Source organism: Parasphingorhabdus sp. DH2-15 (assembly GCF_051668705.1).
GTDB lineage: Bacteria > Pseudomonadota > Alphaproteobacteria > Sphingomonadales > Sphingomonadaceae > Alterisphingorhabdus.
Map to the genome: position 1 here is coordinate 1,931,856 of NZ_CP196351.1, position 25,644 is coordinate 1,957,499.

Consider the following 25,644-nt stretch of genomic DNA (forward strand, 5'->3'; position numbering starts at 1 on the left):
ATTCTCCTCAAACCCCGCATCAATTAAGCCTAGGGCCAAAATCAAGTCAACCATCTTGCCCCATTTCATGCTTTGCACCGGATCAAAAATTGGCGACCGAAGCGCCGCCAATATTGCGGTGAAAAATCCAAAATTATAGGGCAGATAAAGTGATTATCTGCCGATATTTCATAACCTTTTTCAGGTCAAAGTCGCTCCCATCACAACAAAAATGCACAATCAAAATCATATCGCTCTGTTGATGTGGAAAAACACTGCTTTTTGTTGGGAGTTAGTCACAAACAGGCTATGAAGATCAGATGATAGAAACACCTGAAAACACCACTGCCGACACACCTGACAATCCTGATGCCCCGACCTCTGCGCCGGACAGTATGGATAATCCTAACACCAATGAATATGGTGCGGATTCAATCAAGGTTCTCAAAGGGTTGGATGCTGTGCGTAAGCGTCCGGGCATGTATATTGGCGATACGGATGATGGCTCTGGCCTGCACCACATGGTGTTTGAAGTATCCGACAATGCGATTGATGAGGCATTGGCGGGGCATTGCGACCATGTGATTATCACGCTGAACGCTGATGGTAGCGTCTCTGTCGAAGATAATGGCCGCGGTATTCCCGTTGGCATGCATAAAGAAGAGGGTGTTTCCGCTGCAGAGGTCATTATGACCCAGCTGCACGCGGGCGGTAAGTTTGAAAACACTTCTGACGACAATGCCTATAAAGTATCGGGCGGTCTGCACGGCGTAGGCGTATCAGTGGTCAATGCGCTGTCCGAATGGCTGGACCTGAATGTCTGGCGCGATGGCGAAGAGCATTATATGCGCTTCCGCTTTGGCGATGCAGAAGCTCCGCTTAAAGTCATTGGCAAGGCTGGCGATAAAAAGGGCACAAAAGTGACCTTCCTACCCTCGCCTGCAACGTTCAAGATCACCGAATTTGATTTTGACAAGCTGGAGCATCGCTATCGCGAACTGGCCTTTTTGAACTCTGGCGTGCGCATCATCCTGCGCGATGAGCGCTCCGAAGAGCATAAAGAACATGACCTTTATTATGAGGGTGGCATTGGCGCCTTTGTCAGCTTTTTGGACCGCAACAAGGTTGCTCTGGTGCCAGAACCAATCGCCATTTCCGGCACGCGCGATGATGTTACCATTGATGTCGCGCTGGAGTGGAATGACAGCTATTATGAAAATGTGCTGTGCTTCACCAACAATATTCCGCAGCGCGATGGCGGCACCCATTTGGCGGCATTCCGCGCGGCATTGACCCGTACCATCAATGGCTATGCAGAGCGCACCGGCCTGATGAAGAAGGAAAAGGTCAAGCTGACCGGCGATGATATGCGCGAAGGGCTGACCGCTATTGTCTCGGTCAAGCTGCCTGATCCCAAATTCTCATCTCAGACCAAGGATAAGCTGGTCTCTTCCGAAGTGCGGCAACCATTGGAAAGCCTGATGGCCGATAAAATGGTCGAGTGGCTGGAAGAAAACCCGCAAAGCGCCGCAGCTATTGTGCAAAAGATTATTGAAGCCGCAGCCGCACGCGAAGCCGCGAAAAAGGCGCGCGAACTGACCCGCCGCAAAGGCGCGATGGATATTGCGTCACTGCCCGGCAAACTCTCTGATTGCCGTGAGCGTGATCCGGCCAAATCAGAACTGTTCCTGGTCGAGGGTGACTCCGCTGGCGGTTCCGCCAAACAGGGGCGTGACAGCCAGTATCAGGCCATTTTGCCGCTAAAAGGTAAGATATTAAATGTTGAGCGCGCGCGGTTTGACCGCATCATCTCCTCCAAAGAGGTGGGCACGCTTATTCAGGCCATGGGCACCGGCATAAGAGACGATTTCAATATTGAGAAGCTGCGCTATCACAAGATTGTTATCATGACCGATGCTGATGTTGACGGCGCACATATCCGCACCTTGCTGCTGACTTTTTTCCACCGGCAAATGGGCGAGATTATCCGCAATGGTCACCTCTATATCGCTCAGCCACCTTTGTATAAGGTCAGCAAGGGCAAATCCGAAGTCTATTTGAAAGACGATCCCGCGCTGGATGCCTATCTGATTGATGCCGGGCTTCAAGACAAGCTGCTAAATACCACAGGTGGCGGACAGATTGGCTCTAATGATCTGGCCGATCTGGTCGAACATGCGCGGCGGATGAAGGCGCTTATGGCCTATGCCCCTCGCCGTTATAATGCGGATATTGTTGAGGGCATGGCGCTGAAAGGTGCGCTGGCCCCTGATCTGGATCAGGCCGGACGCGTGGCCGCTGTTGAAGCCACGGCCAAATGGCTGCAAGCTGGCGATGAGGATAGCCGTTGGAGTGGCACCATGTCGGAAGAGGGCGGCTATCTGTTCACCCGTGCATGGCGCGGCGTGGATGACCATCATGTTATTGATGCCAAATTCCTGACCAGCGCCGAAGCACGCAAATTGCACAAGCTGGCCAGTGAACGCGCCGATATTTACGAAGATGGCAGCACCTTGGTCAAAACCAGCAGCGCATCGGGCGCAAGTGATGATGATAGCGACAACCCCAATTTGGCGGCATCGGGCACCGCGATTGCGAGGCCAAGTGACCTGTTAGAGGCCGTTCTGGCCGCAGGGCGCAAGGGCCTTGCCGTGCAGCGCTATAAAGGCTTGGGTGAGATGAACGCCGAACAGCTATGGGAAACCACGCTGGACCCGGAAAATCGTTCACTCCTGCAAGTGCGTGTGGAAGATGCCGATGTGACCGACGAAATCTTCACCCGCCTAATGGGCGATGTCGTCGAACCCCGCCGCGAGTTTATTCAAGACAATGCGCTGAATGTCGCGAATTTGGATGTTTAGAAACTATATTTTATCCAAAACACTCAATAAACCCCTTTGCGGTGCGCTATGCGGACAACCACAATAACGACGCGCTCATCCTCGATTTTCGCGATAATACGATAGTCACCTATGCGCCATCGCCAATAACCTGACCAATCACCAACCAGTGGTTTGCCCAAATCGCGTGGATCATCCAACTTGGCGATGCGTTCTTCCAGCACTTTGATAATGCGTGCTGCAACCGGTTTGCCCAGCTTCTTTAATTCCTTCGCCGCTTGCGGTGTGAACTCTATCATCCATCTGGGCGTTTCAGAGGCCAAGATCAGCCTTTATATCGTTTAGAGAAACCGCATCATCTTGCCGGAAATCGGCCATCCGCTCCTCAGCAAGGAAATAGTCTTCCATTTCCTCTAAATGCGCCTCTATCGCCTTTCGCGCATAAAAGGTTTTGGTACGCCCGGTCTTCTCTGCCAGTGCTGCCAGCCGTTTTTCCAATGCTTCATCCAGCCGTATCGCAAGCATAAATATTCTCCTCTGCTATACACATATAGCAAATTTACTGCTAAGGCCAGCTTTAAGAGGTCGGTCTTGAACCAATGTCATCCCCGCGTAGGCGGAGATCCAGTGTGAATTAGGAATAGGCCCGCGCTAGTTTCCCGCTTTCTCGCGAATGAGGATCATCGGCATATCACGGGGCTTATCGGCATAGTCGTAACAGAGACTGTTCAACCCCATATCCACCTGCTAACCCGCCTTAATGTCTGGTGCCAATGCTCTTCTCACCATTTTATCCTGCGTGTTTTTCATGGGGATTGTCGCGTATATAAGTTGGCGCAAAACGCGTGGTGAGGTTGACAGTAAGGACGGGTATTTTCTCGCTGGCCGCGGCCTTGGCGCGACTTTTATTGCCGGATCATTATTGCTCACCAACCTATCGGCTGAACAGCTGATTGGCCTTAATGGCTCTGCCTATCGCTTCAACATGACAAGCATGGCATGGGAAGTCACAGCCGCTGTGGCGACCATTGCCATGGCGCTGATCTTTTTGCCGCGCTATCTGGCGGGTGCTTTTACCACCCTACCCGAATTTCTGGCCAGCCGCTTTGACGAAGATGTACGCCGGCTCTCCGTGCTGCTCTTCATGTTGGGCTATGGGCTGATCACCATACCATCGGTGCTCTATTCCGGCTCCCTTGCGGTTATTCAGCTTTTTGATCTGCCCAGTGCATTGGGGTTGGAATATTTCCCGACCCTCATCATCACCATTATCGGCATCGGTTTTATCGGTTCGCTGTATGCCATATTTGGCGGACTGAAAGCCGTTGCGGTGTCGGATACATTAAACGGTATTGGCTTGCTGATCATCGGCGTGCTGGTGCCGGTATTGGGCCTGATGGCGCTGGGCGGTGGTGATTTTGGCGCTGGCATGGAGAGGCTATTAACCGATCATCCGGACAAGCTGAACGCCATTGGCGCAAGCGATGCCCCCACCCCCTTTGGCACGCTATTTACCGGCATGATTTTCGCCAATTTATTCTATTGGTGCACCAATCAATATGTCATTCAACGCACATTGGGTGCGGCATCACTGGCCGAAGGGCAAAAGGGTGTGCTTTTCTCTGGCTTTTTTAAACTGCTGGTGCCGTTTATGATGATGATCCCGGGCGTAATCGCCTTTCATCTTTATGGCCCGGGCCTCTCCAGTTTTGACCAGGCTTACCCGCAGCTGATCCGTGATGTCTTGCCAATATGGATGGCCGGCTTTTTTCTCGCGGTGCTGTTGGGCGCGGTGTTTAGTTCGTTCAATTCTTTGCTCAACAGCGCGGCCACTCTGTTCGCGCTCGATATCTATGCGCCGATGTGCAAAAATCTGCCAAGTGAACAGTCGCTGGTGCGGACTGCAAAGCTGGCCAGCCTTGTCATCGCGCTTATCTCCTTTTGCATCGCGCCCTTGCTCTATTTCTCACCCGATGGATTATGGCAAGTGATCCGCAAATTTACCGGCTTTTATAATATCCCCACCATCGTCATCGTGATTGTCGGGCTGTTCACTGCCCGTGTACCTGCTCTGGCGGCCAAGCTGGTGATTATATTTCATGTCATCACTTATGCCTTGCTGCGCTTTGTTTATGATGATGTGATAACGCTGCATTTCATCCACCAATATGCGGTGCTGTTCGTGATAGAGGTTGGCATCATGCTGGCGTGCGGCGTGCTGACTCCGCGCGCAACCGCATGGACATTCACCCGCAATGAACAGGTTGACCTTACGCCTTGGCCCTATGCGCGGCCCTTAGCGATAACGCTCTTTTCCTGCATGGTTGCGCTCTATCTGCTCTTCTCACCCATAGGGCTAGCACGCAGTGGGGAGTTCGGGGCTATATTCTATATCTGCAATGCCGCGCTGTTGGTCGGTAATGTGATGATCTGGTTTATGGCTGGACAGCGCGAGCGGAGAAACACCCTTCGACAAGCTCAGGGCTAGCGGATTTAGGTGGTTAAGCCACCAAGGAGGCCAGAACGCGCCTTTTGCCAGCAAAGGGTCGCCGCCCGTGCATGACCAGATAATTGTCCAGCAAGGCCACATCGCCAGCCTGCCATTGCAGATCATAGGTCAGCGCATCGGATAGCGCGATGACCGGTTCCATATCCGCGCCCGTGATCGGCATATCATCACCAAAACTGACCGATTTATGGGCCGTATTGCGGCTATCGCTCCAGCCGCGAAACGCCGCAATCAGCTGGTTAAAAAATGACCGGCGACCATCGGCCAATTGGCGCACGGCGGGCAAAACCGGTGTGGTCGCGCGCAGGCTGCCATTATCCAGCCATTCATGCGTATAGCCCAGCTTGGCAAGTCGGGCCTCGGCAGCGTCTTTGGTCTCCGCATTCAGCGTGCTTTTCCAGCTGCGCCCCTGCCCTGAACCGGCGTCATTATCGGCCGGCATGACATTGGTGTAGCGCACGCCCTTAGTGGCAAAAGCCTCTAACAGCTCTGGTGTTTCTATTGCCATCCGGTCCAGCAATATATCGGAGCGGCAAATCGGTGTTGCGCCGCCTTCACTGGGCGCGATTTCGCAATAAAAGAACAATTTTGACGGATAAATCGGCGTCTGCGCCATTTCATGATGCAGATAGATGCTGGTTTCCGGCGGCGCTTCATTCGCGGTGAACACCCGCTGCGTCACATTGACGCGCACTGCATTGGAAAGCGACTCTGCATAAGCAAAATTGTCCGCGCCATAGCTTTGCACGGCGGCATCAAATGCCGGGGCATCCGGCACCGCAAAGCCGCGCAACAGCACGGCCCCAACTGCGCCTAGCTGTTCATCTATCTGCGCTTTATTGACCGCAATATAGCCAGCAAGATCAGTGCTGCCACTGGCCAATATTATGGCCGGAAATTCGCTATCTGCCATTATTTTGCTCAATCATAAATCGGGTGGAAAGTGTTAAAGGCTGCCTCTGTAAAGACGCCCGGATCATTAAACCGGCGATTTTGGTTAAGGCCGCTAATCGCCGCCATTTCATCATCGCTCAATGCAAAGTCATTCAGCGCGATATTCTCTGCCATGCGCTGCGGCTTCACAGTTTTGGGAATAACCGCCGTGCCGCGCTGAATGCCCCAGCGCAGCACAATCTGCGCTGCTGTTTTACCATGCGCAGCGGCGGCGGCTTTCACAACCGCTTCATCCAGCACGCCATCACCCTCACCCGCCATGCCGATTTCAACATAGGATGGCGCGCCAAGCGGTGAAAAGGCCGTTACGGCCAGCCCATAATCTTTGGCCAAATGTATCAGCTTCTCATTGGTCAGATAAGGATGCGCCTCTATTTGCAGCATTGACGGTAAAATATCGGCATAGCGCATCAGATCGTGCAACAGGCCGCTATTATAATTGCAAACGCCAATCTGGCGCGTCAGGCCTTTGGCAACCAATTGCTCCATTGCGCCCCATGTCGCGTGCAAGGGCACTTTTGCCAGATGCATCTTCGCATTGTCCGCCTCTGGATCGTAAAGCCATTCGGGGGGATAGCGCGTTTCAATCGGCACAAATTCCAGCGCAATGGGAAAGTGGATCAGATACAGATCGAGATAATCGAGCTGCAAATCACCCAATGTTTTGCGGCACGCCAGTTCGACATGTTCCGGCGCATGAAAGGTGTTCCACAATTTCGATGTGATCCACAATTCTTCACGCTTCACCTTGCCGCTGGCAATGGCTTCGCTGAGCGCAGGGCCAAGCGCATGTTCATTGCCATAATCTGCGGCAAAATCGAAATGGCGATAGCCAGCGTCCAGCGCATTGCTCAGCGTTTCGGCGCAATCTTCCGGTGCCACTTTCCAGAAACCGAAACCAATAGGGGGAATAGTCTGCATAAATTGTCCTTATGCCTTTTCAGCAAAGTTGAGCGTCACCGGCAAACCGGTAGCGATAGATTCCTGAGCCGCGAGACCCATTTGCACGGCCCTAAGCCCGTCCAGTGCGTCAACCACAGCCGCGCCGCCATTGACCAGCGCATCGTGAAAGGCGCGCAATTGAAAATAGGTTGCGCCATGATGATCCCCTGCCGCCAGTGCATCGGCAGGCGTATCGATCTGCTCGACTGCCCGGCCAGTGCCATCAGCTTTGCACGATCGCGGCGAATAGGTAACCTTAGCCGAGGGAATTTGCACTTCCAGCTTGGCCATATCACCGATGAGCGAAATATCTTCCTGCTGTTCAGCGCCTTCTGCAAACATGCACAGGTCCAGCACCGCCCGCGCACCGCCAGCAAAATCAATCAGCACAAAGCCATTATCCAATATATCGGGCGTTTCGCCATCATAACGCTCATCAAGATGGTTCACATCCTGGCCGCCACTGGCGAATATGCGCACTGGCTCATCACGCAAAATGGTGCGCATCAGATCAAAAAAGTGGCAGCATTTCTCAACAAAAGTGCCGCCGCTATTGCGGTTAAAGCGGTTCCAATCGCCCACTTTCTCCAAAAAAGGAAAGCGATGCTCCCGGATCATCAGCATTTTGGCCGCGCCTACATGGCCTTGATGTGTCCGTTCTATAAAGCGCGCAACCGGCGGCATGTAGCGATATTCCATGCCGACCCAGAATAAAGGCGCATAACCCCGTACCTGTTGCTCCAGCGCAATCGCATCCTCTGCGACTGTGCACATGGGTTTTTCCAACAATATGGCGGGGCCATACGCCATGACTTTGGTGACAATATCATAATGGGTGTGGTTGGGCGCCGCGATAATCACAGCGTCCAGCATTTCCGCCTGCAGCATGGCTTCGCCATCTTCAAATACAGTGATTGCCTGCCCTAGCTGCGCAGCCAGCGCAGCGGCTTTATCGCGCATTCCGGCGTCACTATCGGCAATCGCCACCAATTCGGCATTGGGCAGCAGCGCAAGATTGCGCATATGCTCTTGCCCCATCATGCCGGACCCGATTATCGCATAGCGCATATTGTGCGTGACCCTATCTGTTTCATCGCGATGATGACATCGCCTAGAGCGCCGTTCTTTGCTGATATTGCACCGCTTTACAAGCGCACAAAACTATTTGCTGGCAAATATTAGCTGTCTCGCTCAGCCTTCCATATCGCGACCCCCGCTGGCGGCAATATAATGTTGCCGATCAGCAAATCCGTCCCCATTAATTGCGGGAATGTTGCGGAGAGGTCCAATGCCTCGGTGCCATAGTTGAATGCAAATATTTTGCCCGATCTCTGACTGATGCGCAGAGCTGACGGCAGGTCATAGACCTTTAGACCCGCCATCACTGCCATATCGCGCATAATTACCCGCAACAGGTCGTTATCGGGCCATCCGGCACAATAATGAAAATTGAGCTGCCTGATCAGCAGATTGCGCCCATCCGCTAATGTGTAATTGCTTTCCAGTCCGTTGCCCGCATCCTCCATCCAGCGCTCAACAGTCAGATCGCTATTTGGCAATCCCTCTTTCAGGCCCGGGCGCAAACTCTCCACACGTTCAACATGCAGGTCCATAAACGCCAGGCCATGCTGGTCTGGAATGGAGAGGTTTTCGCTTTTTGAGCCCGTCCGCGGCCCGAACAATATCGTCGCGTCCAGCTCTTTCAGCCTTTCGATCAATTGGGCATCCATATGCGGCAATGTCGGTGCAACAATCAGCTTATACCCATCCAGCGGTGCTTGCGTGCTGACGATATCGACATCCAGCCCCAATTGCCGCAATGCGCTGTACCAACGGAAGGTGAGTTCGTCATAACGAAAATCAGCACCTTGCGGCTGTGTGCGCACCATCCAGTCAGCATCATAGCTAAAAATGAGGGCGACTGACGCCTGAGCATTATCACGCAGATCAATATTGTCTAATTCCTGCGCTATTTGCTGCACTTCGTCAAAGCCCGGTGCAGGCTGGCTATCAGGGCGCAGCAAACCCGCATGCATTTGTTCTTGTGCAAAAGGCACTTGCCGCCAACGGAAATAAGAGCAGAATTCTGCGCCATGCGCTGCTGCTTCCCAGCTCCATAAACGCACCATGCCGGGCAGAGGTGCCGGGTTCCATTTGGCCCAATTTACGGGTCCGGGCTGTTGCTCCATCACGCCCCATCGGCGCGCATTTGCGCCGCTGCACATGCCGCGATATAAATCATGGTGATAGGCCGCAATGTCAGGATGCCCTTGCCGCGTATAGGCCGCTTTCTCCTCATCACTGAACCAGAATTGCTCCAAAAAGCCGAGCGGGTAACTGTCCCATGTCGCTAGATCGAGATCTTTGCTCAGCTTGTGATGGTCAAAATCATTATAGAAGCCCATGAAGTTATGCAGCACATCGCGCCCGGGAGAGGCACTGCGGATAATATCCACTTGCAGCGCATTAAACGCCGCCACTTCATCAGATGCAAAGCGCCGATAATCCAGCACATGCGCGGGATGCGCTTCTGTAACGGTCAGAAATGGCGGGTCAATCTCGGCAAAATCGCGATATTCCATTGACCAAAAGACATTGCCCCAGGCCGTGTTTAATGCGGCAATAGTCGTATAGCGATCCGCTAGCCACTGCCTAAACCCCTCCGCCGCGGCATCGGATATGCTCAATACGGTGTCGTGACAGCCATATTCATTGTCTGTTTGCCATGCTGCAATGGCCGGATGTTCGCCATAACGCTCCGCCATTGCCGCAACGATACGCGCACATTCTGCGCGATAGCCCTTATGCGAAAAACAATAATGGCGACGAGAGCCAAATTTGCGCGGCTTGCCATCCAAATCAATTGCCAGCATATCGGGCATGCTATCGACCAGCCATTTGGGCGGGGTTGCCGTGGGGGTGCCCATAATAATCTGCAGACCAGCATTACGCAGAGTCTCAACCGCGCGGTCCAACCATGCCCAATCATAACGGCCTGGCTCTGGCTCAATGCGGCTCCATGCAAATTCACCGATCCGCACCAGAGACAGGCCTAAGTCAGCCATTTGCGCGGCATCGCCAGTCCAAAGGGTTTCAGGCCAATGTTCGGGATAATAGCAACAACCCAATTTCATAAGTTACGGGCCTTATAATATGTGTTGATATTTTGCGGCTTAATCGGCGCTTTGGTCTTCTTCTTTATTACCCAGACCATAAAGCCGCATCTTTGAATAGAGGCTTTGGCGACTTACACCCAATATCTCTGCTGCATTTGCGCGGTTATCCGCAGTGTGTTTCAATGCCGCCTGTATGCACATGTTCTCAATAAGATCGGTGCTCTCGCGGACAATTTCCTTTAGCGACTTGCGCCCGACAAGACCGGTCAACTGATCCACTGACTGCAATTCTGACCGCACGGTAGGAGACAGATCCCGCTCACGCCGCCCGACATTGCGCATGGAAAAGGCGTAAACGGGTTTTTCCCCCTCAATAACCGCAGCGGAGATTTCGACCTGTTCGATCTGACCATTTACATCATGAACAATCGACGCAAAATTGCGCACACTTCCATTACCATCAACCTCTCGCCTTAACAGGTTGAGGTCAATGGCAGGACGCCCGACAAATTGTTCAAGCGTCATACCGTTTAACTGCTCTGCCGAATAGGCGTTGAGCAACATCACAAATTCTGGATTGGCGTAGCAAATATTCAGATTTTCATCTGTGAGTACGAAGCTATCTGGCAGTTGTTCGACCATAGCTTCGACCAAATTACCTTCCGCCCTTGGCTTTTCTGCGCGCATGTCGCTGCTCAATGTCACCAAAAAATACGCGTCTTTTTCCTGACGGAACACTTTGGCGGCAAGCCGGACTTCCTGCATGCCGGAATACCCCCGAGACGGTGCCAACATCAAACCGATAGGCGGCACTGAATCGCTAACTGTTACGGCACCAAAATAGCCCAAAAGAGCATGTTGGGACGGGGTATCAAACAGGTCCAGAAAATCCTTTTTCGCAAGCGATCTGACGTCCACGCCAAAAACATTCTCACATGCAGTATTGGCCTGTTCGATAATGCGTGATTTCACATTGATAATCAGTGTTGGCGACGCAATGGATTGAAACAATATGCGATAGCGGGATTCTGTCTGACGCAAATGTATATAATCACGTTCGATAACTTGCTGCGCCATCAATGTGCGTTGCTGCAGATCGGCAAGCTCTCGCAAATCCTTACCAATGGCCAGCAACCAATCATCGTCTTCCAGCGCCATGAAGCGGTAACTGACTGGAAAAGCACCATCCTTGCCATAGTGATTGATATGGCGTTCCTGATGCGGTTTGATTTGTGAAACAGCGTTCAGATTAGCCACTTTCTCAAGACTATCTGGCAGCACAGTCTCTACCATCGGTTTATCACGCAGACTGTTCAGCCAATCCATATAATCCGCTAGGCCGCTGACATCACGAATTACACCATCACTATCAATCGCCAACAGAAAATCACCCGCATTATACGCAAGTGACATAACATTCTCACGGCTGCTGCCTGTGAAGATTGCATCCTCCAATGTGAAGGGGGTCCATTGATGGTTGAATATCGGTATTGGGCTTACTCGAGTTGGGAATAGCGGTGAATAAGGCGCTAACCCATAAAAACTGAGAGCTATAAGGTCAATATCATTACGCGCCCAAATCATCACGGTTGATACGTAACCCTGTCAGCATTATAACATTTTGTATTGGTCCCAAGACTGCTAACAGAGCTTATGTCTGCAAATATTTTTAGCCCATTTTTCCATATCGCATATCGCTGTGCCCAGACCGGGCGTTCGCTCTATTGGCGGATATTCAAACCCAACGTCTTTGGCGCAAAGCTGGTGGTGTTTAATCCAGCTGGCGAGGTTCTTCTGATCAGACACAGCTATGGGCGCAGTGATCTCTATATGCTGCCCGGTGGCGGTGTTGGACGCCATGAGGATGCGCATATAGCTGCCATTCGCGAGTTACAGGAAGAAGTACAGTGCAGCGCCGAAGATATTGTTTTTCTTGGCAAATATTTTGATGATAGCAAAGGCGCAAAAAACACAATTTCGGTCTTTACCGCAACCACGCGGGACGAACCGGTTATTGATGGGAAAGAGATTATCGAGGCCCGATTTATAGCTTTGGATCAATTACCAGCTAATGTGTCTGCAGCCTCTCGCCGACGCATAGCTGAAGCAACAGGCCGAGCAGAAATTCAGGCGCATTGGTAAGTCTGCGCCGCATTAATAGAGAGAGCGCCCCGCATTTTCGCGCAAACCTCTATGATGCTTTGCCCCAGCCAAGCGCGCACGGACATCATCGGGCCGGTCAGCAAATTCCGCTGCCTCCGGAACGCGGCTAAAGGCTATTTTTACCCCCAGATAATTAAGATCAAGCCCCATTTGCGATGCCGGCATAATCGTCTTCATGCCATAGCGCCGGTTCAACCCATCAATACGGCCCCATAAACGCGCCTGTAAATGGTCAGTAATATCGACATCTTCATCAATGAACAGATCAGCCTCTGGTGGTTGATCAGACAGGCCGTGCAGATGGACCGACACTTGCGAGAACGCGCATTGTGACTTTCCCATGGCATTGAGCATATGGGAAATATCATCCCAAAGCGATTGAAACTCCTGCATAAATCGCCAACTGTTGCGCGAAGCCCGAAACCGTGCCTCACGCCCTATTCGTCCCTCGGGATAGAGCTTTACACTAACGCTCAGCGACGATGCATAAAGGCCATAATGTCGCAATCGACTTGCAGCTTTTAGCAATAACGCCCGGCCCACTATACGCGCGCCTTCGCGCTGACGATGCGGGCCGGAAAGGCGGCGACTATGCCCAATCATCGCCTTTTTCGGCGGTGGCCCCTCGGGTACATCATAGCCTTTTAGCGCATAAATAAACCGCTCCCCAGCGACCGAACCCCAAATGGCGCGTGCCTGTTTTGGTGCGAGATTCCAGAGCTGTTCAAACCGCCTTATGCCGGCACGTTCCAGCCGCCGTGACACGCCATTGCCCACGCCTGGAATATCTCCCAATGGAATATCCGCCAAAGCCATTGGCAATTCACCACTTTGAATTGCGGTCAGGCCATCAGGTTTATGCAGTTCGCCTGCCAGCTTAGCCAGCAATGTGCTCGGCGCCAGCCCGATAGAGCAGCGCATGGCAGGCCCGACATTGCTATATAACCCCTGCTTGATACGCTGTGCCAAAGCCTTGGCCGGTGCAGGTTCCATTTCTTCGGGGTTTAACCGGCACACACATTCATCAATCGAACAGACCCGCAAAATTGGCACGTGATTTTCAATTTCCGCCAACAATAGGTGGTGCATTTCCACATATCGGTCATGGCGTGCCACGCGAACGGCAATATCAGGGCAGATAGACCGCGCCTCAACCAGAGATGTGCCGCGCCTAATGCCCATAGCCTTGGCCTCATAACTCACCGCAATTGCGCTGGTATGGGCGGAATCCAAGGGGATAACGATCACTGGCTTACCAAAAATATACGCGTCATCATGCTGCTCAACACTGGCAAAATAGGCGTTGAAATCGATAAACAGATAGCGCAGGCCATAATCATAGCGCGCAAAATCACCAGCCTGAACATCATCAAGATTATCCCCGCCCCCGGAATCAATGGGGCAATCAGGGTCGCCAATAGGCGGCGCATCAGGCGCAGGCGGATATTGCGATTCGGGCATGAGAACATAATAGGAACATATGCCTGATGCGCAAGTTTTTTATGGTGCGCTGATTTGGTGTATTAGTGGCGGGCTGAGACATGCCCTTCGACAGGCTCAGGGCTGGCGGGATTTGGTCACATGCCCGAAACGCAAACCGCTAGTGGTGAGCTTGTCGAACCACGCCTCTCAACCATGCGCTGACCGCGGTGCCTAAAACCCGAAATCCTGTTGCACGGGTTTTTGCACCGCCTGTTTATCGGGCGCATCACCATCGTCATCACCCACCAATGAGGCCAGTGTCAGGCCCAGCAAGCGCACGCCAGCGCGTACCGGGATCAATTGGTCGAGCAGATCATGACCAATAGCGGCAAATTCAGCGCGATCTTGCACAAGGGTTTCCAGCGAGCGTGACCGCGTGACCTGTTGGAAATCGCTATATTTTGCTTTGAGCGTGACGGTGCGGCCCTGCGCTTCATTGCGCTCTATCCGTTCCCAGACAATGCGGACAATCTCATCCAAAGCGGTGTGCAAGGCTTCGGCCTGGTGGATATCTTCGTTGTATGTTCGCTCCCCGCCCACGGATTTTCGCTGGCGATGCGGTTTGACCGGGCGGTTATCAATACCGCGCGCCGCGTGGTATAAATAGCCAGCAAATTTGCCGAAATGCTCTTGCAAAAAATCCAGCGATTGCGCGCGAATATCTGCCCCTGTCGCAATGCCCAGCGCCGCCATCTTTTCACCAGTGCGCGGGCCGACACCATGGAAACGGCGCACCGCAAGCCCCGCCACAAAATCCAGCCCCTGTTCCGGGCGAATGACGCACATGCCATCAGGCTTATTCTGGTCAGAGGCTATTTTGGCGATGAATTTGTTATACGATACCCCCGCACTGGCCGTCAGACCGGTTTCTGCGCGAATATCATCGCGGATCATCTGCGCAATGCTTGTTGCCAGACCAATGCCCTGTTTATCCTGCGTGACATCCAGATAAGCCTCGTCCAATGATAATGGCTCAACCAGATCTGTATGGCGATGGAAAATCTCGCGTATCTGGCCCGACACTTGTTTGTACACGTCAAAGCGATGTTTCACGAAAATTAGATCGGGACAGCGCCGCGCTGCAGTGACCGAAGGCATGGCGGACTTTACGCCGAATTTGCGTGCCTCATAGCTGGCTGCAGCAACCACACCGCGCTTTGACGATCCGCCCACAGCGACAGGCTTACCCCGTAATTCAGGATGATCGCGCTGTTCGACACTGGCAAAAAAGGCATCCATATCAACATGGATAATCTTGCGAGCAGAGGGCGCGGCATCATCCTCAATGGCTTCACCATCACCACCATTCGCCAATTCATGATCATTTACCGAGCCTGCCATTATTACCAGATATGCCCTGTATAAATAAATGGCAATTGCTACCATCTGTCCCCATAGGAACCGGCATGCACAAAGATATAACCAAAAGTGCTGGCCCTGGCCCGCGCGAATTTGTCGCAATGATGGCAGCAATGATGGCGCTTAATGCACTGGCCATTGATGCCATGCTGCCTGCCTTTCCCGCCATCGGCGCGGCTTTTGATGTGGCACAGGCAAATGACCGGCAATATGTCATTTCGGTCTATCTCGCCGCTATGGGCATTGGCTCGCTGGTCTATGGCCCTTTATCAGACCGTTATGGCCGCCGCCCGATATTGTTTCTTGGTATCGGTATTTATGTCGTTTTCGCACTGCTATGCGCCTTATCGACCAGCTTCCCGATGCTTTTGGCCCTGCGCTTTGCTCAGGGCTTTGGCACTGCCGCCATTGGCGTGTTGACCACCTCTATTGTGCGTGACCGGTTTGTTGGCGATGAAATGGCCAAAATCATGTCGATGATCTTTATCGTCTTCATGGCCATGCCGGTTGTCGCGCCCAGCATAGGCCAGGCCATCTTATATGTGGCGGGGTGGCGCTGGATTTTCGGGGCATTTGCGATTGCCGGCGGCATAGTGATGCTGTGGGGCTGGATACGCCTGCCGGAAACGCGGGATGCAGACAGCGTCAGACCCATGGCTATTAGCGCTCTGACCAAAACATGGGGACGGGTTATCATCCACCGCGCAGCAACGGGCTATGTTTTGGGCAGCGGATTGATCTTCGGGGCGTTGTTCGGTTTCCTCAACAGCTCCCAACAGATTTTTGCAGATGTGTTTGATGCAGTCGATATCTTTCCCATCGCCTTTGCGGCAGTGGCCATAGGCTTGGCGATTTCCAGCTTCGTTAATTCCCGCATTGTTGAGAGATTTGGCGCACGCCGCGTTTCGCACAGCGCTTTATTGGCCTTTATCGCGCTCTCACTGGCGCAAATTGCTGCGGCCAGCTTTGCGCCGAGCAATATGCCGCTGTTTCTTTTGCTGGCCAGTACGAACATGGCCATGATGGGCTTTACCGGCGCAAATTTCTCTTCCATCGCCATGCAGCCTTTTGGCAATGTTGCTGGCTCTGCTTCATCTTTTCAGACATTTGTGCGCACATTATTGGGGGCCGGTGTCGGGGCGCTGATCGGACAGTTTTTTAATGGCACCGCGATGCCTATGGTCACTGGATTTTTGCTTGCCGGGTTGGCCGCTTTATTGGCCGTGTCATGGAGCGAACGCGGCATATTGTTTACGCGCCCCAATGCCCCGCAATAACACAGCGGCACGCGCCTAACGCTGCATCAGCATCGGCCCCATACGCTTGCCACCAAACAGATGCACATGCAGATGCGGCACTTCCTGCCCACCATTTGCGCCAATATTGGCCAATAAGCGATAGCCTGGTGCAACCAGATCATGCGTGCGGGCAACATGGCCAATGGCGCGCACAAATCCGGCAATCTCTTCAGCATCGGCGCGCGCAGAAAAATCATCCCAGCTGACATAAGCGCCTTTAGGAATGACCAATATGTGCAGCGGCGCCTGCGGATTGATATCATGAAAGGCGAGCGCAAACTCATCTTCATATACCGTCTTATTAGGGATTTCCCCGCGCAGGATGGCCGCGAAAATATTGCTGTCATCATAAGGCTGGGTAGCATCAATCGCCATATAGTCTCTCCTGCTTATGCGCTGTTACTTGCTGGTACGACTGGCTTTTTCTTCCAAGCCGGACACGCCCTCACGCCGCGCCAGTTCATTCAGCACATCCTGCCACTCCAGGCCCATATCGGCCAGCAAAACCAGCAAGTGAAACACCAGATCAGCCGCTTCGCCGGTCATATTCTCAGCATCATCAGCCGTCGCCGCGATAACAGCTTCTACCGCCTCCTCGCCTAGCTTTTGCGCCATTTTCTGGCGGCCTTTACTGGTCAGGCTGGCGACATAGCTGGAGGATGGATCAGCGCTGCGCCGCTCGGCTATAATCGCTTCCAACTGGGTGATAATGTCATTGCTCATAGCGTTGGCCCTTCATGCAGCACGTGATATTATAGGGGAACGCACTGCACAGCCAGCAGCAGCAAGTGCGGCATGGGCCTCAGCTATGCTGGCCTCCCCAAAATGGAAAATGGACGCGGCCAAAACCGCACTCGCGCCGCCTTTGACGGCACCTTCAACCAGATGGTCCAAATTACCGACGCCGCCACTGGCGATCACTGGCACATCAAAATTTTTCACCATCGCGTCGATCAGTTCCAGATCATAACCGATACGGGTGCCATCACGGTCCATACTGGTGACCAGCAATTCGCCCGCACCATTGCGCACCAATGTTTCGGCATGGTCCATCGCATCAATGCCCGTTGGCTTGCGTCCGCCATGGGTGAAGATTTCCCAGCCGGAGCCATCCGCCCGTGCGCGCGCATCAATAGAGCCAACGATGCACTGGCTGCCAAAGCGGCTAGCAATATCAGCGATCACTTGCGGGTTAGATACGGCTGCACTGTTCACCGCCACCTTGTCCGCCCCGGCCAATAACAAAGCGCGCGCATCATCTGCACTGCGCACACCGCCGCCAACGGTCAGCGGCATGAAACAAACCTCCGCCGTGCGCATAACCACATCAATAATCGTATCACGCGCTTCATGGCTAGCGGTGATATCGAGAAAACACAGCTCATCCGCGCCAGCCGCATCATAGGCCTGTGCCTGCTCAACCGGATCACCCGCATCGACCAAATCTATAAAATTCACACCCTTGACCACACGGCCATTGGCCACATCAAGACAGGGAATGATACGCGTGCGAACGGTCATTTACCTGTTTGCCATCGCTATCGCGGTCGCGAGATCGAGCCGTCCATCATACAGTGCACGGCCAGTGATAACGCCCTCAATCCCCTCATTCGCGTGGAGTGAGAGCAAGTGGATGTCATCCAGTCCTTTGACCCCGCCACTGGCAATGACCGGAATATCACAGCGCCGCGCAAGCTCCACCGTCGCATCAATATTACAGCCTTTCAGCAAGCCATCGCGCCCCACATCGGTAAACAGCAAAGAGGCAACGCCCGCATCCTCAAAGCGGCGGGCCATATCATGCACGGAGATATCCGAGACATCAGCCCAGCCCTCAGTCGCGACAAAACCGTCTCGCGCGTCAACGGCGACAACAATGCCGCCTTCAAATGCGCGTGCCATATCGCGGACAAATTCCGGGTCTTTCAATGCCGCCGTACCGATAACAATGCGCGCAACGCCCAGATCAAACCATCCTTCCACCGCCTTGCGATCACGAATGCCCCCGCCCAGTTGAACATAGCCGGGAAAGGCAGCAATAATGGCTTTCACCGCATCGGCATTGCGCGCTTCACCGGCAAAGGCACCATCCAGATCCACCACATGCAAATGTTCTGCCCCTGCTTCGGCAAACAGCAATGCCTGCGCAGCAGGGTTATCACCATAAACGGTGGCGCGCTCCATATCGCCTTCAGCCAGACGGACAACCTCACCGCCTTTTAAGTCAATTGCGGGGAAAACAATCATGTCGGGTTCCATTCAAGAAAGCGGCTCAGCAGATCAAGCCCATAGCTTTGGCTCTTTTCGGGGTGAAATTGCACGCCAATAATATTGTCTCGGGCAATGGCCGCGGTCAAAGCGCCGCCATGATCCGTCACCGCGGCAACATCGCTTTTGTCGCGCGCGGCAAAATGATAGCCATGCAGAAAATAGGCTTCACCCGCCACCAGCACCGGATGCTCGGCAACCGGCTCAACATCATTCCAACCCATATGTGGCACCTTGATATCAGGCGATGGCGCAATGGCGCCGACCGTGCCGCCAATCCAGCCCAGCCCCTTATGCGTGCCATATTCAATTCCGGTATCGGCCAATAGCTGCATACCAACACAAATACCCAAAAAAGGCACGGCATCGCTACGTACGCGCTGTTCCAACGCCGCGATCATGCCGTCAATTGCGGCCAGTCCATTATAACATGCGGCAAATGCGCCAACGCCGGGCAGTATGATACGGTCAGCCGCCATCACAGCTTTGGGATCAGCGGTCACATCAGGGGCCGCACCCACTGCCCGTAAGGCATTGTGGACGGAGCGCAAATTGCCCGCGCCATAATCAATAAGAGCGATGCGTTCGCCCATATGCAGCCCTACAGCACGCCCTTGGTGCTGGGTATGGCATTGCCTTTGCGCGGGTCGATATCGACTGCCTGACGCATTGCGCGGGCAAAACCCTTATAAATACTCTCGGCAATATGGTGGTTATTCTGCCCATATAGCAATTCGATATGCAGAGTCAGACCCGCCGTTTGCGCAACCGAATGGAACCAATGTTCAATCAGTTCGGTATCCATCTCACCAAGGCGTGGCTGACTGAAAGCGGCTTTCCACACCAGATAAGGACGCCCGGAAATATCAACGGCAACGCGGCTCAATGTCTCATCCATTGGTGAATAAGCGCTGCCATAGCGCACGATGCCCGCTTTATCGCCCAATGCCTCCGCTATAGCCTGCCCGATAGCCAGCGCGCTGTCTTCCGTGGTGTGATGCTGGTCAACATGCAAATCGCCTTTGATCTTACACGTCAGATCAATTAGCGAATGGCGCGAAAACTGCTCCACCATATGGTCCAGAAAGCCGATGCCAGTGCTGACATCATATTGTCCTGTCCCATCCAGATTGACGGCAATCTGAATATCGGTTTCCTTGGTGGTGCGGCTGATAGTGGCTGTTCTCATAAGTGCCTCCTATAATTGCGGAGCATTAAGACGCAAGCCTGTAGAGAGATTATCGGCAATTGACTGCAATCTTCTTGACCCAGCCGCAACTAGAGTTCATTTTTACATTATGAGCGATGATACACCCGATAGCCTGATTCCTTATGACGAAATCGTCCAGAACGCTTTACGCGCGGTTATTGGCCGGGTGCTGCGCACTATTGGCCAGGAAGGTCTGCCTGGTGAGCATCATTTTTATATCACGTTCAAAACCCATGCACCCGGTGTTTCGATACCCAAGCATTTGATGGAGCGTTTTCCTGACGAGATGACCATCGTCCTGCAAAACAAATATTGGGACCTTAAAGTGGAGGAAGAGCATTTTTCTGTTGGGCTAAGTTTTAACCAAATACCGGCTGATCTGTTCATTCCTTATGCGGCGGTTACGGCATTTGTTGACCCTGCGGTGGATTTTGGCCTGCAATTTCAGGCTACAGAGGCAGAGAGCGAACCGGAACCCCATGAAGAGGCCGAAAACGACCATCCAGCGCAAAGCAGTGATGATGGCAAGAACGGCGGCGACTCCAACGTGGTAACGGTGGATTTCGGTCGCAAAAAGTAACGGCTGACACTGCCATTGGCACGCAAACCAACATCTTCCAGCCCCAAATCGGCACCGCCTGAGAAAAAGTCTCGGCCGCAATCTCTTGCAAATGCTGACAATAAGACCGAAGTGAGCGATGCCCCTAAAAAGGACAAACCCTTATTATCTGCGGCTAAGGCGGCTCTTAATGACCCGTTACTGCACAGCCTGGTTTCTGGATTGGTAATTTCAGCCGCTCAGAAACAGGGTGCCAAAAATGGTTTGAGCAACACCGTCATTGCCTTTGCCTCGACACAGCTAGCGCGCAAATCCATGCCGGGCGCTCTTTTGCTTGGAGCAGGGTTTCTGGCAAAAAACTGGTATGACAGCCGTAAGGAAAAATCGGCACAGGCTAATGGCGCAGAGACAGATGCGCCTGATACACAGATAGCGGATAACAGCGATGCCGCCCCCGATGCGAAATCTTTAGCAAAGGGTCAGGGCAAGACTTGACCTCACCATATGGTTGCGGCCAATAGGCTTATGACCAGTAACCCATTATTTAGCGCCATCAATCAGGACGAGCTACATCGTCGCGGCTTGCTCTTCATCCTGTCATCACCATCGGGCGCAGGCAAATCAACCATCGCCCGTATGATATTGGAAAGTGATGAGGATATCAGCCTGTCTGTTTCCGTAACAACCCGCCCCCCGCGTGAGGGAGAGCTTGATGGCGTAGACTATCATTTTATAGATGATGCCGAGTTTCAGGCACTTGTTGATGACAATGCCTTATTGGAATGGGCCCATGTGTTTGACCATAAATATGGCACCCCGAAATCTGCGATTAAACAGGGCCTGAAAGACGGTAAGGACTTTTTGTTTGATATTGATTGGCAAGGCACTCAGCAACTTTACCAGCGCGCAGAAGGTGATGTCGTCAGAGTCTTTATCTTGCCCCCGTCCATAGAACAGCTAAATGAACGTCTGCGCAAACGCGGAACCGATAGCGAAGAGGTTATCAATCGGCGTATGGCAAAAGCAAAAAGCGAAATCAGCCATTGGGATGGTTATGATTTTGTTGTCATCAATGATGATGTGGATGCTTGTTTTGATAAGGTCTGCGAGATTTTGCACGCAGAGAGAATGCGCCGTGCACGTCAAACAGGATTGATTGATTTCGTGCGGGATCTAACTCCGCCAGATTAAAGCATTTTGTTGAAAACGCATAATGGCGGAGCGACCAAAGACCGCCCTGCCACATATGTTTCCCATTAACCGCCGAAGATTTTGCCCAAAGCGCCTTTGCCTTTGTCGAGCGGGTTTTTGCGGAAATTGGCTTCTTCGCGGCCGATATAATTAAATATGCCGTCCATTGCCTGATCGGTCACGCTATCGGTTATCCCATCTGCACTAATATCGCCGCCGGCAAGCGACGCCACAGGGCCCAATGACTGCAATTTTGACATTTGGTCATACACGCCCACTTCGGTCAGCGCGGCCGTGATAAGCGGGCGCATCTTGGTGCGCAATTCTGTGCCCGATGTCGAGCGCAGATAATCTGTTGCAGCGGTCTTGCCGCCTGTCGCAATGCCAACACCGCTCTGCAATGTCAGGCCATCAATGGCCGAGCGGAATATCGGTTTTGCCTCTTGGGCGGCCAGTCCGGCTGCCTTATTGATATTTTTGGTAATATCTTTGGTCAGTCCTGCATTGCTGGTGAAGCGCAGGATTTTGCTCGCTTTTCTGAGCGGGCCGGGAAGCAATACACGCACTGCTTTATCATCGTAAAAAGCGCCAGGTGCTGACAATTTGTCCAGTGCGGAATCAGACGCGCCTGCAAGCGCACCCTTTACCGAAAACCCTTGCACAAGCGGGGCAGTCGCAGCGATCGCAACAGGTTGCAAAGCCAAGCCAGATAGCGCCGTAGCGGTCAAAGAAGCAGTAATCAGGGTGCGTATAATCATAATAGATCCTCTCATTTCTTGACCTATTATGCACGATTTTCACGAGATTTGCGATCTTTTAGGCGTAAAATCTCTTTCAAAGCGCCAAAAGCAGCGCTTTTATAGCCTCTAATCAGATTGCATTTTCTTTCTCAAGCTCTTTCAAAAGCTCTTCAAGCTGATCACTGATAATGGCGTTGCTATCACCGCCGCCAAAAGTGATGGCGCCGCTGGAGAAGGTGGTGCCAAATGTGTCGGCAACGGTTTTTGTCTGTAATAAACCAGAGGCAAAATCACGCTCCGTCAATGACGGTAAAGGGTGAATGAACGTCCCCCAAACCAAGTCTTGCGCAACGGCGTAACGTGCATCAAGGGCGCTATCAAAATTGGCCTGCAATAACCGTAGCAAAGCACCTTCAGGCAAGTCCTCAACGGTAGAAATAGGGGTCATAATCCGCATACGGCCAGCATTAACGTCCGTGATGACCAGAATCTGTGTATCGTCGATACTCAATTGCCAATTATTGCCATCCCGTGTGGCGTCTTCATCTACCCGTTCAATAACCTTGGCTATACGTGCCAGACCCTGCTCTGAACGCGCGACGATAGAATCTGCATCAGGCTCTGCTTCGCTTTCCTGTTCGGCCGGCGCTTCATTCACAGCTTCGTCATCATCAGACGCGTTGGCTTGACCTTCCAGTTCGCGCTGGACATCAGAAAAGTCGTCAAGCGGTGGCTGCTCATCGTTCTGCTCTTGCATGGCAAATGCGCCGCCGCTCATTGGCAGCGCGAGGCATGATGAAAGAAGTGCAACAGCAATGAGAGAACGGGTTTTGGTCATGTTGGATTCCTTTTACGAAGAGGAACAGAAAGTTCCTTTGAATTATTCGCAAGAGCAAGCCATTTTGTTACCAAAAGTGAACGACTTTTAGGCTGCGCGCTTAATTCCCTTCAAGATCAAGCCACCTTGGCGCAAAAGCGTTCACTATGCCGCCATCGACGGGAATAGTGGTGCCCACCACATAATCGCCTGCACGGCTGGCCAAATAGATTGCCGCCGCGGCCATATCTTCGGTCTTGCCGACACGTTTGGACGGAATAGTGCGCGCCACCAATTCCTCTGCATCACGGGCCGCTTTGTTCATTTCTGACGGGAAAGCGCCCGGGGCTATGCCGGTGACAATCACATTATCGTTCAACAACCGCACCGCCATACGCTTGGTCAGCTGGATCAATGCCGCCTTGGATGCCTGATAGCTATAGGTCTCCCATGGGTTTACCCGCATGCCATCAATGGACGAGATATTGATAACCTTGGCTGGCTCAGTCTTGGTTGCCGCAGCCTTCAAAGATTTATGCAATGCCTGTGTCAGAAAGAAAGGTGATTTCACGTTCAGGTCCATAACCTTGTCCCAACCAACTTCCGGGAAATCATGAAATTCTGCGCCCCAGGCAGCGCCTGCATTATTGACCAAAATGTCCAGTCGATCTTCATGCTCTGCAAAGCGTTCAGCAAAAGCGCGCGCGCCTTCGATGCTGGACAGATCGCCTGGCAGGGAAATGCAATTGTCGCCCAATTCAGCCGCTGTTGCGTCGCATACTTCGGCTTTACGCGCGGTGATATATACCTTCGCACCAGCCGCAATATAGCCTTGTGCAATCATCTTACCAATGCCGCGCGAACCGCCGGTTACAATCGCTATACGTCCTTCTAGCGAGAAAAGTTTTTGTACGTCCATGCTCATATCTCCAGTAAAACCGCTAACTCGCGATATATCTCGCTCTTAAATTGGGCGCGGTAGATCAGGTCTTGACTGGCCCCTCATCCAATAGGGCAAGGGGCCATAGCCGTTTAATAACCGTTCAGTTCGGCAACGCGATTGGCGTGATAATTGGCATCACCCATAAATTCGCTCAATGCGCGGTCACGCTTCATATAAAAGCCGATATCATATTCATCGGTCATGCCGATGCCGCCATGCATCTGCACACCTTCACGCACGGCCAAATTGGCTGTGCGCCCTGCTTTGGCTTTGGCGACGGATACCATGACATCTGCACCCGCATTGCCTTCATCCAGCAATTGCTGCGCCTTCATAACCGCAGCGCGCGCAATCTCCATTTCAGAATAAAGATGCGAAGCGCGGTGTTGCAGCGCCTGAAATTCGCCAATCATCTGGCCAAATTGTTTACGCTGTTTCAGATAATCAACCGTCATATCCATAGCGCCAGCGCCAACACCCACCATTTCAGCAGCAGCGCCCGTGCGTCCGGCTTGCAGCAATGCGGTCAGCACGGCCTGTCCTTGATCGACTTCACCGATGACTGCATCGGCATCAACCTCGACACCGTTAAAAGTCACAGCGGCGGCCTGCCCATTATCGACAAGACGTGCAGATTCAGCCGAAAGACCAGCCGTATCACGGTCCACCATGAACAGAGTCACGCCCTCTTCATCACCTGCGCTGCCCGCAGTGCGCGCAGCAACGATAAGGGCATCGGCAGATGCGCCATGAATGACAAAGGATTTGCGGCCATTAAGTTTAAAGCCATTGCCCGAACGGGTTGCTTCCATCGCGATTTTGTCAGGACGGTGCTTTGGCCCTTCTTCAATGGCCAGACCCAATATCGTCTCACCGGCCAAAATGCCCGGAATATATTTGTCGCGCAAATGCTTGCCGCCGGCATTCAGGGCCGCAACACCAGCAACCGATGTCGTTAAAAAAGGTGATGGCGTCAGGTTGCGGCCAATTTCTTCAAGCACAATACCTGCTTCAAGATGGCCCATGCCCAGACCATCCTCATCTTCGCTCACCAAGATGCCGTTAAATCCCATTTCGGCAAATTGCTGCCATAGCTTGCGGCTAAACCCGTCCTCATCCTTTGCATCACGCAATCCGCGCAGATGGGACACAGGGGCTTCGGTTGACACAAAATCACGCACGCTATCTTGCAATGCTGATTGGTCATCATTCAAATACATAGCCATAATATCTCTCCGATATGCTGGAAGCGACAGACCGCCATGCAATGGCAT

General features: G+C 52.8%; 26 protein-coding genes. 7 read left to right on the forward strand and 19 right to left on the reverse strand.

Annotation, left to right across the window (positions count from 1 at the left end):
• Positions 1–374 precede the first annotated feature (374 nt).
• Positions 375–2,840 (forward strand): DNA topoisomerase (ATP-hydrolyzing) subunit B, encoded by a 2,466-nt coding sequence (gene gyrB, locus ACR9YC_RS09060; protein ID WP_438731734.1) that lies wholly within the window; start codon positions 375–377, stop codon positions 2,838–2,840.
• A 23-nt stretch (positions 2,841–2,863) separates the two neighbouring features.
• Here the strand turns inward: gyrB and ACR9YC_RS09065 are convergent, their stop codons facing one another.
• On the reverse strand, positions 2,864–3,118 hold the full coding sequence (locus ACR9YC_RS09065; protein ID WP_438726586.1) for a type II toxin-antitoxin system RelE family toxin: 255 nt from the start codon (positions 3,116–3,118) through the stop codon (positions 2,864–2,866).
• Between the two features lie 13 nt (positions 3,119–3,131).
• Complete coding sequence (relB, locus tag ACR9YC_RS09070) at positions 3,132–3,344, reverse strand: type II toxin-antitoxin system RelB family antitoxin (RefSeq protein WP_438726589.1); 213 nt, start codon at positions 3,342–3,344, stop codon at positions 3,132–3,134.
• A gap of 235 nt (positions 3,345–3,579) precedes the next feature.
• Between relB and ACR9YC_RS09075 the strand changes: the two genes are divergently transcribed.
• Complete coding sequence (locus tag ACR9YC_RS09075; protein WP_438726592.1) at positions 3,580–5,307, forward strand: solute:sodium symporter family transporter; 1,728 nt, start codon at positions 3,580–3,582, stop codon at positions 5,305–5,307.
• A 13-nt stretch (positions 5,308–5,320) separates the two neighbouring features.
• Here the strand turns inward: ACR9YC_RS09075 and ACR9YC_RS09080 are convergent, their stop codons facing one another.
• The 5 genes from ACR9YC_RS09080 to ppsR form a co-directional block, all read right to left on the reverse strand.
• Positions 5,321–6,241: a TauD/TfdA family dioxygenase gene (locus ACR9YC_RS09080; protein ID WP_438726595.1), complete on the reverse strand. Its 921-nt coding sequence runs from the start codon at positions 6,239–6,241 to the stop codon at positions 5,321–5,323.
• 8 nt (positions 6,242–6,249) lie between these two features.
• Positions 6,250–7,203 carry an aldo/keto reductase gene (locus tag ACR9YC_RS09085; RefSeq protein ID WP_438726598.1) on the reverse strand — a complete coding sequence of 318 codons (954 nt, stop codon included), beginning with the start codon at positions 7,201–7,203 and terminating at the stop codon, positions 6,250–6,252.
• A gap of 9 nt (positions 7,204–7,212) precedes the next feature.
• Positions 7,213–8,292: a Gfo/Idh/MocA family protein gene (locus ACR9YC_RS09090; RefSeq protein ID WP_438726601.1), complete on the reverse strand. Its 1,080-nt coding sequence runs from the start codon at positions 8,290–8,292 to the stop codon at positions 7,213–7,215.
• Positions 8,293–8,402: 110 nt separating this feature from the next.
• On the reverse strand, positions 8,403–10,358 hold the full coding sequence (locus ACR9YC_RS09095; RefSeq protein ID WP_438726604.1) for a beta-galactosidase: 1,956 nt from the start codon (positions 10,356–10,358) through the stop codon (positions 8,403–8,405).
• Between the two features lie 39 nt (positions 10,359–10,397).
• Entirely contained in the window at positions 10,398–11,753 is a 1,356-nt protein-coding gene (gene ppsR / locus ACR9YC_RS09100; RefSeq protein ID WP_438726607.1) for a transcriptional regulator PpsR, read from the reverse strand.
• A gap of 240 nt (positions 11,754–11,993) precedes the next feature.
• Here ppsR and ACR9YC_RS09105 point away from each other — a divergent pair, with 240 nt between their 5' ends.
• Entirely contained in the window at positions 11,994–12,482 is a 489-nt protein-coding gene (locus tag ACR9YC_RS09105; RefSeq protein ID WP_438726610.1) for an NUDIX domain-containing protein, read from the forward strand.
• Between the two features lie 12 nt (positions 12,483–12,494).
• Here the strand turns inward: ACR9YC_RS09105 and ACR9YC_RS09110 are convergent, their stop codons facing one another.
• Both ACR9YC_RS09110 and dinB read right to left on the reverse strand, forming a co-directional pair.
• A complete protein-coding gene (locus tag ACR9YC_RS09110; RefSeq protein WP_438726613.1) occupies positions 12,495–13,964 on the reverse strand; it encodes a Y-family DNA polymerase in 1,470 nt (489 codons plus the stop codon).
• 192 nt (positions 13,965–14,156) lie between these two features.
• Positions 14,157–15,326: a DNA polymerase IV gene (gene dinB, locus ACR9YC_RS09115; protein WP_438726616.1), complete on the reverse strand. Its 1,170-nt coding sequence runs from the start codon at positions 15,324–15,326 to the stop codon at positions 14,157–14,159.
• A gap of 65 nt (positions 15,327–15,391) precedes the next feature.
• Here dinB and ACR9YC_RS09120 point away from each other — a divergent pair, with 65 nt between their 5' ends.
• The gene (locus ACR9YC_RS09120) at positions 15,392–16,621 is read left to right on the forward strand and encodes a multidrug effflux MFS transporter (protein ID WP_438726619.1); all 1,230 of its coding nucleotides are present in this window, start codon (positions 15,392–15,394) and stop codon (positions 16,619–16,621) included.
• Between the two features lie 15 nt (positions 16,622–16,636).
• On the opposite strand, the gene ACR9YC_RS09125 is transcribed toward ACR9YC_RS09120, so the two are convergent.
• The 6 genes from ACR9YC_RS09125 to hisB are packed head-to-tail and all read right to left on the reverse strand — an operon-like array spanning position 16,637 to position 20,099.
• Positions 16,637–17,017 carry a histidine triad nucleotide-binding protein gene (locus ACR9YC_RS09125; RefSeq protein ID WP_438726622.1) on the reverse strand — a complete coding sequence of 127 codons (381 nt, stop codon included), beginning with the start codon at positions 17,015–17,017 and terminating at the stop codon, positions 16,637–16,639.
• Positions 17,018–17,041: 24 nt separating this feature from the next.
• Positions 17,042–17,365, reverse strand: coding sequence for a phosphoribosyl-ATP diphosphatase (locus ACR9YC_RS09130; RefSeq protein WP_438726625.1), 324 nt, complete (start codon positions 17,363–17,365; stop codon positions 17,042–17,044).
• A gap of 12 nt (positions 17,366–17,377) precedes the next feature.
• Positions 17,378–18,163 (reverse strand): imidazole glycerol phosphate synthase subunit HisF, encoded by a 786-nt coding sequence (gene hisF / locus ACR9YC_RS09135; RefSeq protein ID WP_438726628.1) that lies wholly within the window; start codon positions 18,161–18,163, stop codon positions 17,378–17,380.
• Positions 18,164–18,889 (reverse strand): 1-(5-phosphoribosyl)-5-[(5-phosphoribosylamino)methylideneamino]imidazole-4-carboxamide isomerase, encoded by a 726-nt coding sequence (gene hisA, locus ACR9YC_RS09140; RefSeq protein WP_438726631.1) that lies wholly within the window; start codon positions 18,887–18,889, stop codon positions 18,164–18,166.
• Positions 18,886–19,503: an imidazole glycerol phosphate synthase subunit HisH gene (gene hisH, locus ACR9YC_RS09145; protein WP_438726634.1), complete on the reverse strand. Its 618-nt coding sequence runs from the start codon at positions 19,501–19,503 to the stop codon at positions 18,886–18,888. The genes hisA and hisH overlap by 4 nt, the downstream gene beginning before the upstream one ends.
• An 8-nt stretch (positions 19,504–19,511) precedes the next feature.
• Positions 19,512–20,099 (reverse strand): imidazoleglycerol-phosphate dehydratase HisB, encoded by a 588-nt coding sequence (gene hisB / locus ACR9YC_RS09150; protein ID WP_438726637.1) that lies wholly within the window; start codon positions 20,097–20,099, stop codon positions 19,512–19,514.
• Positions 20,100–20,208: 109 nt separating this feature from the next.
• Here hisB and ACR9YC_RS09155 point away from each other — a divergent pair, with 109 nt between their 5' ends.
• The 3 genes from ACR9YC_RS09155 to gmk are packed head-to-tail and all read left to right on the forward strand — an operon-like array spanning position 20,209 to position 21,870.
• Positions 20,209–20,700, forward strand: coding sequence for an SspB family protein (locus ACR9YC_RS09155; RefSeq protein ID WP_438726640.1), 492 nt, complete (start codon positions 20,209–20,211; stop codon positions 20,698–20,700).
• Between the two features lie 15 nt (positions 20,701–20,715).
• Entirely contained in the window at positions 20,716–21,174 is a 459-nt protein-coding gene (locus tag ACR9YC_RS09160) for a hypothetical protein (protein WP_438726643.1), read from the forward strand.
• A gap of 30 nt (positions 21,175–21,204) precedes the next feature.
• Positions 21,205–21,870: a guanylate kinase gene (gene gmk / locus ACR9YC_RS09165; RefSeq protein WP_438726646.1), complete on the forward strand. Its 666-nt coding sequence runs from the start codon at positions 21,205–21,207 to the stop codon at positions 21,868–21,870.
• Positions 21,871–21,935: 65 nt separating this feature from the next.
• Here gmk and ACR9YC_RS09170 read toward each other — a convergent pair whose 3' ends face one another.
• From ACR9YC_RS09170 to ACR9YC_RS09185, 4 genes are all read right to left on the reverse strand, one after another.
• Positions 21,936–22,628, reverse strand: a complete 693-nt coding sequence (locus ACR9YC_RS09170) for a DUF4197 domain-containing protein (RefSeq protein WP_438726649.1) — start codon at positions 22,626–22,628, stop codon at positions 21,936–21,938.
• Positions 22,629–22,740: 112 nt separating this feature from the next.
• Positions 22,741–23,448, reverse strand: a complete 708-nt coding sequence (locus ACR9YC_RS09175) for a type III secretion system chaperone (RefSeq protein ID WP_438726651.1) — start codon at positions 23,446–23,448, stop codon at positions 22,741–22,743.
• A gap of 100 nt (positions 23,449–23,548) precedes the next feature.
• Positions 23,549–24,346 carry an SDR family oxidoreductase gene (locus ACR9YC_RS09180; protein ID WP_438726654.1) on the reverse strand — a complete coding sequence of 266 codons (798 nt, stop codon included), beginning with the start codon at positions 24,344–24,346 and terminating at the stop codon, positions 23,549–23,551.
• 113 nt (positions 24,347–24,459) lie between these two features.
• Positions 24,460–25,596, reverse strand: a complete 1,137-nt coding sequence (locus ACR9YC_RS09185; RefSeq protein ID WP_438726657.1) for an acyl-CoA dehydrogenase family protein — start codon at positions 25,594–25,596, stop codon at positions 24,460–24,462.
• Positions 25,597–25,644: the final 48 nt, after the last annotated feature.